The 11,784-nt window shown below is 67.3% G+C and carries 11 protein-coding genes; 4 read left to right on the top strand and 7 right to left on the bottom strand.

Annotation, left to right across the window (positions count from 1 at the left end):
- Position 1 precedes the first annotated feature (1 nt).
- The 7 genes from MIC98_RS09090 to MIC98_RS09060 form a co-directional block, all read right to left on the bottom strand.
- Positions 2-979 carry an IS110 family transposase gene (locus tag MIC98_RS09090; protein ID WP_239736138.1) on the bottom strand — a complete coding sequence of 326 codons (978 nt, stop codon included), beginning with the start codon at positions 977-979 and terminating at the stop codon, positions 2-4.
- A 311-nt stretch (positions 980-1,290) separates the two neighbouring features.
- Entirely contained in the window at positions 1,291-1,788 is a 498-nt protein-coding gene (locus MIC98_RS09085) for a GNAT family N-acetyltransferase (RefSeq protein WP_239736926.1), read from the bottom strand.
- On the bottom strand, positions 1,788-2,054 hold the full coding sequence (locus tag MIC98_RS09080; RefSeq protein ID WP_239736925.1) for a DUF1778 domain-containing protein: 267 nt from the start codon (positions 2,052-2,054) through the stop codon (positions 1,788-1,790). The genes MIC98_RS09085 and MIC98_RS09080 overlap by 1 nt, the downstream gene beginning before the upstream one ends.
- Before the next feature lie 155 nt (positions 2,055-2,209).
- Positions 2,210-3,232, bottom strand: a complete 1,023-nt coding sequence (locus MIC98_RS09075) for a glucokinase (RefSeq protein ID WP_239736924.1) — start codon at positions 3,230-3,232, stop codon at positions 2,210-2,212.
- A 100-nt stretch (positions 3,233-3,332) separates the two neighbouring features.
- Positions 3,333-4,706 carry a replication-associated recombination protein A gene (locus MIC98_RS09070; RefSeq protein WP_239736923.1) on the bottom strand — a complete coding sequence of 458 codons (1,374 nt, stop codon included), beginning with the start codon at positions 4,704-4,706 and terminating at the stop codon, positions 3,333-3,335.
- A gap of 138 nt (positions 4,707-4,844) precedes the next feature.
- Complete coding sequence (gene lolA, locus MIC98_RS09065) at positions 4,845-5,483, bottom strand: outer membrane lipoprotein chaperone LolA (RefSeq protein WP_239736922.1); 639 nt, start codon at positions 5,481-5,483, stop codon at positions 4,845-4,847.
- 90 nt (positions 5,484-5,573) lie between these two features.
- Entirely contained in the window at positions 5,574-7,928 is a 2,355-nt protein-coding gene (locus MIC98_RS09060) for a DNA translocase FtsK (RefSeq protein ID WP_239736921.1), read from the bottom strand.
- A gap of 296 nt (positions 7,929-8,224) precedes the next feature.
- Here MIC98_RS09060 and trxB point away from each other — a divergent pair, with 296 nt between their 5' ends.
- The 4 genes from trxB to infA all read left to right on the top strand — a co-directional run bounded on the left by trxB (position 8,225) and on the right by infA (position 11,571).
- Complete coding sequence (gene trxB, locus MIC98_RS09055) at positions 8,225-9,190, top strand: thioredoxin-disulfide reductase (protein ID WP_239736920.1); 966 nt, start codon at positions 8,225-8,227, stop codon at positions 9,188-9,190.
- A gap of 29 nt (positions 9,191-9,219) precedes the next feature.
- Entirely contained in the window at positions 9,220-10,338 is a 1,119-nt protein-coding gene (locus MIC98_RS09050) for a GNAT family N-acetyltransferase (protein WP_239736919.1), read from the top strand.
- A 170-nt stretch (positions 10,339-10,508) separates the two neighbouring features.
- On the top strand, positions 10,509-11,240 hold the full coding sequence (gene aat, locus MIC98_RS09045; protein ID WP_057641843.1) for a leucyl/phenylalanyl-tRNA--protein transferase: 732 nt from the start codon (positions 10,509-10,511) through the stop codon (positions 11,238-11,240).
- A 112-nt stretch (positions 11,241-11,352) separates the two neighbouring features.
- Positions 11,353-11,571 carry a translation initiation factor IF-1 gene (gene infA, locus MIC98_RS09040; protein ID WP_005409596.1) on the top strand — a complete coding sequence of 73 codons (219 nt, stop codon included), beginning with the start codon at positions 11,353-11,355 and terminating at the stop codon, positions 11,569-11,571.
- The last annotated feature ends 213 nt before the right edge of the window (positions 11,572-11,784 follow it).

Raw genomic sequence — 11,784 nt, 5'->3', positions numbered from 1 at the left:
CTTAGGCGTGTGCAATGGCCTTTCGGGGATCGAAGGGCGTAGCGGACTTGAGCACCCCCCAGACGATGTGCAGGAGCTTTCGCATCAAGGCGCAGAGGATGAGCTTGGGTGGCTTGCCCCGTTCGGCCAGTCGCTGGGCAAAGGCGGCCAGCACGGGGGTGTGGCGCTTGCCCACCAGGGCCGGCATGTAGAGCTTGGCGCGCAGTGTGGCATTGCCGACACGCGAGATGCGGACCTTGCCTTCGTGCGTGCCGGACTGCCGGCGGGCTGGATTCAGCCCGGCATGGGCCACGATCTGGCCCACGTCGCTGTACTGGTTCAGCTCGCCCAGACACGCCAGCAGGAAGGCGCTGGTGGTGCCGGAGATGCCCGGGATGGTGGTAAGCAGGTCACGCCGTCCGCGCAGGTCCGGGTCATTGTCGATGTGCTCGTTGATCGCCTTCTCGATCTGGGTGATCTGCTGTTCCAGCGTCGCCACGACCTGGCCGATGCTCGCGGCCAACGCCGCATGGGTGCTCTCCAGCCGATTGAGCTCCATCTGCCGCATCTGCTTGAGCTCGTCCCGTCGGCGCACCAAGGCCCGCAACGTGCGCTCGACCGGTGTCGGCGGCACGTAGGGATGAAGCCGGTCCGGCTCCTGCAGGCGCGACTGCAAGAACCGGGCGATGAGCTTGGCATCGGTCCGGTCGGTCTTGGTCCGCAGCAACTCGCTCTGGCCGTAAGCCTTGATCTGCGCCGGATTGACCACGTAGACGGTGACCCCGGCCGCGACCAGCCGCTCGGCCAGCGCCTCGTGGTAGATACCCGTGGCTTCCATGCCCACCGCCGCTTCCGGGGCGTGAGCCTGTCTCCAGGCCAGCAGTTGTTCCCAACCCGCGGCGGTGTTGCCGAGCTTGCCCCGGGTGCGGTACTTGCCCTGCCCCAGTGGCAGGGCGATGTCGAAGGTGGCCTTGGCCACGTCGATGCCTATCACCTGCATGTCTCTGTCTCCTGCTGTCGAACCGGATACAGTGACCGCCTGGCTTGCCCTTGTTCGTGCTGGCTCTCGCAAAAGCGGGCCGAAGATACCGTTCAAGCTCCAGGGCGGAAAAGGGTTCCGATGTGCCGGATCTACGGTGCGAGCTCGAAGGCTCAAGTGCGGAGACGGCATCATCGGAACCTCCCGGATCACTCCGGGGAAGTCTGCCTGATCGGGGCAGGCTTCAAGACACAAGATGCGGGGCTTGCCCCGCATGCGGCGTTCCCGGTAAAGCCCGTGTGGGGCAAGCCCCTCACCTACGGGTATGCGCTTCAGGAGTTGCGCTCGCCACCCAACCGCAGCATCAGCACCAAGGGCTGCAACGGCGAAGACTCGAAACCGAAGTGCTCGTAGAAGCGTTGGGCGCGTTCGTGCAGCACATGCACCAGCATCGCGCGCACACCGACCTGCTCGGAAATGCCGATCACGCGCCGCACGGCATCCATCAACAAGTCGCCACCCAAGCCGAGGCCGTGCGCCGGCCTGTCCACCGCCAGGCGGCCCAGCACGATGGCCGGCACCGGATCGGGCATGTTGCGCTTGACCTTGCCCAAGGCCAGCCCATGCGAAATCGCCCCGGCGGCCAGCGCGTAATAGCCACGCACGACGTTGTCGGCATCGGCCACCACGAAGGTACGGCTGGCACCGCCCAACTGGTTGACCAAGGCACGCCGGCGCAGCCAATCGTCGAGTTCGCTTTCACCACAGTCGAAGCCGTCCAGCCGGTGCATGGCCGCCAGCGGCACCGGCTCGGCCAGCGGCAGGCGCATTACGCCTTTTCCCAAATCGGCTTGCGCACCAGCAGCCGCTCAAGGCCGGGATTCGGCTTCGGCGGCGCATCCAGCACCGCCATGAACCGCGTGAACTTCTCTTCGTCCAAGGTGAAGAACACCTGATCCAGCACCACCTCCTGCGCGCGTGCGCAGGCGGTTTCCAGCATGAAATCAGAGCGGCTCTTGCCCAGCAGGCTGGCGGCCTGGTCGATCAGGTCGCGCTGCTCGGGCAAGGCACGCAGGTTGATGGCAGCAGCACGCATGGCTCCTCCGATATACAAAAGATATACGGATGCTGGATCTACGTGTAGTAGTTGTCAACACAAATCAGTTGGTCGTCGCCTTCGATGGCTTCGGCAATGCGACTCCATTTCTATAAAATATTAATAATATCAGTTGGTTGTTGGAAAAATATGAGTCATTGCCTCACATTCCAGGCCAATGCCCCCAGTACCCCCAATTGGCCGTGCTCGATGCGCCATACCGGTACCTGCTGCAACATCGGCGAGAGCCTGCCCTTGGCGAGGAAGCGCTGCATGAAGTCGCCCTCGTGCAGCCAGCGGGCGATGTGGTCGGTGATACCGCCGGTCAGGTGTACCGAGCGAGCGCCGAAAGTGAGAGCGATGTCGCCGGCGAAGCTGCCCAGCCAACCGCAGAAGGTACGGATGCTGGCCACGGCCAGCGGGTCGTGGCCGGTGGAAGCCGCGGCGACGATTTCGGCCGGTGTGTTCCAGCGCGGCGTGCCGCCTTCCAATTCACACAGGCAGGCATACAACGTGACCAGACCAGGACCGGACAGCACCTGCTCGTTGTCGACATGGCCGTGACCGTGGCGCTGCTGCAGCAGGCGCAGCACCTCCATTTCCAATGCAGTGCCAGCGGCCAGCGCCGCGTGCCCGGCTTCGCTGGCCAATACCGGCGGGTGGCCACCCTGCAAGCGCACCGCCACGCCAAGCCCGGTGCCAGGGCCCAGCACCAGCGCCGGGCCCGGTGCCGCCTGCTCGGCATGCGTGGACAAGCGGTGCCGGCTGCCGGGGGCGGCATGGAGGATGGCCCCGGCGACGGCGGCGAAGTCGTTGATGATTTCCAGCGTCTCCAACCCGGTTTCGCGCCGGGTATCGGCCAGCGACACCGGCCAGGCCAGATTGGTGTTGAGCAGGCGGTCACCGTCCAGCACGCCGGCGATGGCGACCGTGGCGTGCGTCACCGGCGGTATTGCCGGGTCCCTGCGCAGCCGGTCCGCGTAATCGCACAGGATCGCCCCCAGGCCGGCATGCTCGGCACAGTGATAGACGTGGAAGTCGCGCACATCGACGGCCGCGTTGTCGCCGCCGGACGCGGGCATCCATCCCAGACGGGCGTAGGTGCCGCCGACGTCGGCGCCGATGACCGCGTAGGCGGCAGCCACCTCGTGGCACGGGGTCGCCATCGGGCTGCTCATCGCTTTTCCCGTCCTGCCTGCATGTGTCGATCCGTTTCTTCAGGGAGGCGCATCATGCGGTATCGCCGGGGCCGTGGAAACCACTGGTGTCACCGGCGGCTCAGGCACCCGGTGTGCCCTTCTTCGCGCGCGCCTGCTCGCGGGCCGCGCGCAGGCGGTCGAGCTTTTCCTTGAGCTTGATTTCCAGCCCACGCTCGACCGGCTGGTAATAGACGCGCTCGCCCATTTCATCGGGGAAGGCGGTCTGGTCGAGGGCGATGCCGCCTTCGACGTCGTGGTCGTACTGGTAGCCCTTGCCGTAGCCCAGGGACTTCATCAGCCGCGACGGGGCATTGCGCAGGTGCATCGGCACCGGCTGGGTGCCGAGTTCGGCGATGTCGGCCTGCGCCGCGGCCAGTGCCTTGTAGCTGGCGTTGGACTTGGCGGTGCTGGCCAGGTAGATGGCCAGGTTGGACAGGGCGATGTTGCCTTCCGGCGCACCGATGCGGTCATAGGCATTCCAGACGTTGATCGCCATTTCCAGCGCGCGCGGGTCGGCCAGCCCCACGTCCTCCACCGCCATGATGGTGAGCCGGCGCAGGAGGTAGGACGGGTCGCAGCCGCCGTCGAGCATGCGCGCCAGCCAGTAGATGGCGCCATCCGGGTTGGAGCTGCGCACGGATTTGTGCAGCGCCGAGATCTGGTCGTAGAACTGCTCGCCCCCCTTGTCGAAGCGCCGGGTGCGGTCGGCCAGCACCTGCAACAGCGTCTCCGGGGTGATTTCGCCGCCCTCGCCGGCCGCCAGCTCGGCGGCGATTTCCAGCAGGGTCAGCGCGCGGCGCACGTCGCCATCGGCGGCGCGGGCGATTTCCAGCAGTGACCCGGGCGAGATGCTGATGTCCTCGCCGCCAAGACCACGCTCCTCGTCGTCCAGTGCCCGCTGCAGCGCTTCGACCACGTCCTCGGGCGACACCGCTTCGAGCACGTGCACGCGGCAGCGCGACAGCAGCGCCGAATTCAGCTCGAACGAGGGGTTCTCGGTGGTGGCGCCGACGAAAATGATGGTGCCGCGCTCGATGTGCGGCAGGAAGGCGTCCTGCTGGCTCTTGTTGAAGCGGTGTACCTCGTCGACGAACAGCACGGTGCGCCGTCCCTCGGCGAAGCGCTGCGCGGCCTCGGCCAGCACCTGCCGTACTTCCGGCAGCCCGGACAGTACCGCGGAAATGGCGCGGAACTCGGCGTCGGCATAGTGCGCCAGCAGCAGCGCCAGCGTGGTCTTGCCGCAACCCGGCGGCCCCCACAGCACCATCGAGTGCACGCGGCCGGCTTTGATCGCCCGGCGCAGCGCGGTAGTGGGCGCCAGCAGGCGTTTCTGCCCGACCATCTCGTCCAGCGTGCGCGGGCGCATGCGCTCGGCGAGCGGGCGCATGCCTTCGCGGTCCGCGCTCAGCAGATCGGCGGGCGGTTCGGAAAAGGTGTTTCGGGATCTGGCCACGGCGGCATTCTAGCGGGGGCGCGTCTCGGCCATTGAGATGCAGGTGCTGCATGCGGGGTGCGTCGGGGGCGCAGCCCCGACCTACGGGTGTGTCATGGGTAGCGCCGCCGCTGGCCGGCACTACCCATCGGCATCCATTCAGCGTTCGCCGATGACGTCCACGTTCTTGTCGGGAACGAAGCGGAACGTGCCGTTGGCGAAGCTCGGGTTCTTCTTCCAGCCGCTGAAATCGATCACCGTGCGCTGGCCCACCGCATCGATGATTTCCATGCGCGCCAGCCCGTTCTGGCCAAAGCCCAGTGCGGCGTACTGGAAGCTGGCCTCGGTCTCGCGCTTGGGACTCAGCGACAGCCACTGCATGCCGTCGCGCGGCGCGGCTTCCTCGCTGACGTCGTACTGGCGGTCCAGCAATGCCGGGTTGACCAGCGCGGTCAGCGGGCTGTTCTGCTCTTCCTCGCCCTGGCTGCGCACCGTGGCCTGTTCCAGGTCGGGTTCGTAGACCCATACTTTGCTGCCGTCGGCGACGATCAGCTGCGGGTGCGGGCTGGTGTATTCCCAGCGGAACAGGCGCGGCGCCGACAGCGCGACATGGCCGCTGGACGACTCCTTGAGCTTGCCGCGGGTGTCGAACACCTGCTGGCTGAACTGCCCGTCCAGGCCGCGCAGGCCATTGGTGAAGGCATCGAGGTCGTCGCGCGCGCCGGCATGGGCGCTGCCGGCGAACCCGGCACCGGCCAGGGCAACGGCAATCAGGGTGTGGCGCAGGGTGGCATTCATGGCGATGGCGTGCTGGCGTGGAAGGTAGGCAGAGTCTGCCCTGATGGAACTGAATGGGCGGCAATCATCATCGGACGCGCCGCCCTGCCCTTATTTGGGTGGCGGCGGCGCCAGCACCGTGCGGTCGCCGTTGTGTTCCGGCGCGCTGACCACGCCGGCCGCCTCCATCGCCTCGATCAGGCGCGCGGCGCGGTTGTAGCCGATCTTCAGGCGGCGCTGCACGCCCGAGATCGAGGCGCGGCGGGTTTCGGTGACGATGCGCAGGGCCTCGTCGTACAGCGGGTCGGATTCGTCGCCGGCGGCGCTGGACTCGGGCAGGCCGGTGGCGCCGACCACCACGCCGTCGCCCATCGTCTGTACCTCGTCCAGCACGCCCTCGATGTACTCGACCGGGCCGCTGGCCTTGAGGTGCTCGACCACGCGGTGCACTTCCTCGTCGGAGACGAAGGCGCCGTGCACGCGGTCGGGCATGGCGGTGCCCGGCGGCAGGTACAGCATGTCGCCGTTGCCCAGCAGCGCCTCGGCACCGGACTGGTCGAGGATGGTGCGCGAGTCGATCTTTGAACTGACCTGGAAGGCGATGCGGGTCGGGATGTTGGCCTTGATCAGGCCGGTGATGACGTCCACCGACGGCCGCTGCGTGGCGAGGATCAGGTGGATGCCGGCCGCGCGCGCCTTCTGTGCCAGCCGCGCGATCAGCTCTTCGACCTTCTTGCCGACGATCATCATCATGTCGGCGAATTCGTCGATGAAGATGACGATGAAGGGCAGCGGCTCCAACTGGCGCGGCACCTCGCCCATTTCCGGGTTCGGCTTGAACAGCGGGTCCATCAGCGGCTGGCCGGCGTCGATGGCGTCCTTGACCTTCTTGTTGAAGCCGGCCAGGTTGCGCACGCCCACCGCGCTCATCAGCTTGTAGCGGCGCTCCATCTCGGCCACGCACCAGCGCAGGCCGTTGCCGGCCTCCTTCATGTCGGTGACCACCGGCGCCAGCAGGTGCGGGATGCCCTCGTAGACGCTCAGTTCCAGCATCTTCGGGTCGATCATCAGCATCCGCAGGTCCTTCGGGCTGGCCTTGTACAGCAGGCTCAGCACCATCGCGTTGACCGCCACCGACTTGCCCGAGCCGGTGGTGCCGGCCACCAGCAGGTGCGGCATGCGCGCCAGGTCGGCCACGGTCGGGCGGCCGGCGATGTCCTTGCCCAGCGCCAGGGTCAGCACGCTGGCCGACTTGTCGTATTCCTTCGAGCGCAGCAGCTCGGACAGGAAGATCATCTCGCGGGTGACGTTGGGAATCTCCAGGCCGATCACCGACTTGCCGGGGATCACGTCGACCACGCGCACCGACTTGACCGACAGGCCGCGGGCGATGTCCTTGTCCAGCGAGCTGATCTGGCTGACCTTGATGCCCGGCGCCGGCTCGATCTCGAAGCGGGTGATGACCGGGCCCGGATAGGCGCCGACCACCTGCGCGTCGATGCGGAAATCCTTGAGCTTGAACTCGATCTGCCGCGACAGGGTTTCCAGGGTCTGCTCGTCGTAGCCCTTGGGCTGCGGCTTGGGATCGTCCAGCAACGCCAGCGGCGGCAGGTCCGAGCCGTCGCCGTTGACGCCCTGGAACATCGGGATCTGCGTCTCGCGCTTGGCGCGCTCGCTCTTCTCGATGACCGGCACCGGCCGCGGCTCGATCTTCACCGGCTCGCGCTTGGCACGCACTTCGGCATCGACCTTGCGCACTTCCTCGCGTTCCTCGCGCAGGGCGCGGGTCTGTTGCCATTCGCTGGCCTGCTCCTTCTTCTGCGCCAGCAACGGCCCCAGCGCCAGCACCCAGCCGCCGATCTTCTCCATCAGCCAGAACCAGGACAGCCCGGTGGCAAGGGTGACCGAGGTCAGCAGCAGCACCAGCAGGAACAGGCTGGCGCCCAGTTCGCCAAAACCGTTCTTCAGCGACTTGCCGACCAGCACGCCGAGGCCGCCGCCGGCATTGGCGACGTCGGCGCCACCGATGCGCAGGTACAGGAAGCCGGTGGCGCCGATCAGGAAACCGACGATGCCGACCAGCCGCAACGCCGGGCCCAGGTCGTCCTGCCCGCGGTCCTCGCGCTTGAGGCCGAACATCGCGATCCACGCCACCGCGCCCAGCATCAGCGGGATCAGGTAGGCGACATGGCCGAACAGCTGGCGCAGTACGTCGGCGATCCACGCCCCCACCTTGCCGCCCATGTTGTGCACCGGCGCGACCACCGAGCCGGAACTGGTCCAGCCCGGGTCGGTCTGCGGCGAATAGGTGAACAGGCTGGCCAGCAGGTACAGCAGCGCCGGCGCGATGGCGATCAATGCCAGGTCGCGCCACAGCTTGTTGCGGCGCGTGTTGTCCGCCGCCGCGGCCTGCTTGCGCGCGGCGGCGCTGGTGTTCCTGTCACGTTCCGGGAGCTGTTTCGCCACCTTGGACCAGACCTTGAGAAATGCATGGTTAGCGCTTGATATTAAACGACGGCTGCCCCTGTTTCATCCGCACAGGGAAAGGGAAAGCCCCTCTCCCTCCGGGAGAGGGGTTGGGGTGAGGGGCAATGGGGTCCAGATGGTTCAGACATCATTGGCTCCGCTCACCCCTCATCCGCCCCTGCGGGGCACCTTCTCCCGCCGGGAGAAGGAAAGCGCCTTGATTCACCCAGCAGCGGGCACCACTCTATTACGCAGCCCGGGCCATCGCCCGCCTCTTCCCCCTGCCACGAGCCTGCATGAGCACTTCCAGCCTTCCGACCAAGCACACCCGTCTGTTGATCCTCGGCTCCGGCCCCGCCGGCTGGACCGCCGCGGTCTATGCCGCGCGCGCCAACCTCAAGCCGCTGGTGGTCACCGGCCTGCAGCAGGGCGGCCAGCTGATGACCACCACCGAAGTGGACAACTGGCCGGGCGATGCCCACGGCCTGATGGGCCCGGACCTGATGGCACGCATGCAGGCCCATGCCGAGCGCTTCGACACCGAAGTGGTGTTCGACCACGTCCACACCGCCGATCTGTCCAAGCGCCCGTTCACCCTGACCGGCGACAACGCACAGTACACCTGCGACGCGCTGATCATCGCCACCGGCGCCACCGCCAAGTACCTCGGCATTCCCTCCGAGGAAGCCTTCAAGGGCCGTGGCGTGTCGGCCTGCGCCACCTGCGACGGCTTCTTCTACAAGGACCAGGACGTGGTCGTGGTCGGTGGAGGCAACACCGCGGTGGAGGAAGCGCTGTACCTGTCCAACATCGCCCGCAAGGTCTACCTGGTGCACCGCCGCGACACCCTGCGCGCGGAAAAGATCATGCAGGACAAGCTGTTCGCCAAGGTCGCCGCCGGCAAGATCGAGACCGTCTGGCACCACCAGGTGGACGAAGTGCTGGGCAACGGCATGGGCGTGACCGGCGTGCGGGTCAAGTCCACGCAGGACGGCAGCACCCGCGACATCGACGCCCACGGCTTCTTCGTCGCCATCGGCCACCACCCGAACACCAACCTGTTCGACGGCCAGCTGGAGATGGAAAACGGCTACCTGAAGATCCGCTCCGGCATCGCCGGCAATGCCACCGCCACCAACATCGAAGGCGTGTTCGCCGCTGGCGACGTCACCGACCAGCACTACCGCCAGGCCATCACCTCGGCCGGCTTCGGCTGCATGGCGGCGCTGGACGCCGAGCGCTTCCTCGACCAGCAGGGCTGAGGCCGGCCCTGTCGCCGGGTCGCCACCGCATGGCGCGCATCCGCTGGCTGGATTCATTGCGGGCCATCCCGGCCGAACGCTGGGATGGCCTGCACGACGGTTGCAATCCTTTCATCAGCCACGCCTTCCTCGCCGGCCTGGAACAGCACGGCTGCCTGCGCCCGGAATGGGGCTGGACGCCGCAGCACCTGACCCTGTGGCGCGGCGATGAGCTGGTCGGCGCGGTACCGGGCTACCTGAAGGAAAACTCGCACGGCGAGTTCGTTTTCGACCACGCCTGGGCGCACGCCTATGCGCGGCATGGGCTGGACTACTTCCCCAAATGGCTCGGCGCCGTGCCCTATTCGCCGGTCACCGGCCCGCGCCTGCTGGCCCGCGATGACGACGACCGCCGCGCCCTGTTGCATGCCATCGTCGAGCACGTGCAGGCCGCCGGGCTGTCGTCGGCCCACGTCAATTTCCACGAAGCCGCCGAGGACGAGTTGTTCGACGACGATTGGCTGCAACGGCTGGACGTGCAGTTCCAGTGGCGGCGCCGGCCCGGCTGGGAGGGCTTCGGCGACTTCCTCGCGGCGATGGACAGCAAGCACCGCAAGAACATCCGCCAGGAGCGGGCGAAGATCAACCGCGCCGGCATCGGCTTCCGCATCGTCCACGGCGACGAGGCCGGCGACGACGACCTGCGCGCGATGCACGGCTTCTACCTGCAGACCTTCGCCGAATACGGCAACGCACCGGCGCTGACGCTGCCGTTCCTGCGCCATCTGGCCGAACGGATGCCGCGGCAACTGGTGCTGTTCCTCGCCATGCAGGACGACACGCCGATTGCCGGCGCCCTGTGCCTGCGCGGCGGCGACACGCTGTATGGCCGCTACTGGGGCGGCACCGCCCTGCCCGGCCTGCATTTCGAGACCTGTTACTACCAGGGCATCGACTACTGCCTGCGCGAAGGCCTGCGACGCTTCGAGCCCGGCGCGCAGGGCGAGCACAAGCTGGCGCGCGGCTTCCTGCCGACCGAGGTGCGCAGCCGTCACTGGATCGGCGACCCGGCATTCCGGCAGGCGCTGGCGGACTGGTGCGGCAAGGAGCGGTTGGACGTGGCGCGCTACGCAAGGCAGTTGGCGGCCCACTCACCGTTCAAGCCGTAGATGCGGGGCTTGCCCCGCATGAGGCCTTCCCGACCAAGCCCCGTGCCGGGCAAGCCCGGCACCTACGAGATTTTTGCGAATGGTCATGCCGTGGATGCGGGACCTGCCCCGCATGCAGCACTCCCGGTGAAGCGCCGTGCGGGGCAAGCCCCGCACCTACAATGCGGTGCATGAGCCGCCCCCCGTTCCTGCTGCCACCTGCCCCTGACGCGCCGTTCCCGCCGGCCGAACTGGCACTGCACGAACCCGACGGCCTGCTCGCCGTCGGCGGCGACCTGTCCCCGGCGCGCCTGCTCAACGCCTATGCCGGCGGCGTGTTCCCGTGGTTTTCCGAAGGCCAGCCGCTGCTGTGGTGGTCGCCGGACCCGCGCATGGTGTTCCGCACCGATGGCGTGCGCCTGTCCTCGCGCTTCCGCCGCGGGTTGCGCGCCAGCACGTGGCGCATCACCGCCGATACCGCGTTCGCCGCGGTGATGCGGGCCTGCGCACAGGCCCCACGCCCGGGCCAGGACGGTACATGGATCACCAACGACATGCTCCACGCCTACGTCGAACTGCACCGGCTCGGCCACGCCCATTCGCTGGAGGTCCGCGACGGCGACGAACTGGTCGGCGGCATCTACGGCGTGGCCATCGGCCGCATGTTCTTCGGCGAGAGCATGTTCAGCGCCCGCAGCGGCGGCTCCAAGGTGGCGCTGGCCTCGCTGGCGCAGGCATTGCACGACTGGGGTTGGCCGTTGATCGACGCCCAGGTCGAGAACCCGCACCTGCTGCGCATGGGCGCCACCCACCTGCCGCGCGACGCTTTCCTGTCCCAGGTCCGGCAACTGGTGCGGCTTCCGGAGCCGGCGGGCAGCTGGACCCGGCGTTTCGGTGAACGGGCGGCGGCGGAGCTGGCCTGAACGGGCCTTTCAATGGATCGTTTAACGCAAACTTTGCATGATCGGGCGACGCGGGGTAAAATACCCGGCTTCCGGGCCTGAAAAGGCCACCCGCAGAACCGCACAGGATTACATGTCGAAAGACGACTCCATCGAGTTCGAAGGCACCGTCAGCGAGACGCTTCCGAACACCACGTTCCGCGTCCGGCTGGAAAACGGGCACGAGATCATCGCCCACATCTCCGGCCGCATGCGCAAGAACTACATCCGCATCCTCACCGGCGACCGCGTCAAGGTGGAAATGACGCCGTACGACCTGACCAAGGGCCGCATCACCTACCGCATGAAATAAGCGGATTCGGGCTTGCCTGAAAAGCCAGCCGTTGTGCTGGCTTTTTTGCGTTGGGTTGGAATGACACCCGGCCAAGGCCGGGTGCTACAGAGCATGTGCGTTGATGCCGATAGGTGTGGTGGGTGCCGACCGTTGGTCGGCACTATCTGCCATCGCCCGGCCAAGGCCGGGCGCTACAAAACGGCGCGGCATCAGCCCGCGCCGCACCTCCAT

Source organism: Stenotrophomonas sp. NLF4-10, assembly GCF_022359915.1.
In the GTDB taxonomy this organism is placed as follows: Bacteria; Pseudomonadota; Gammaproteobacteria; order Xanthomonadales; family Xanthomonadaceae; genus Stenotrophomonas; species Stenotrophomonas daejeonensis.
This window is presented reverse-complemented; position numbering and strand designations above follow the sequence as displayed.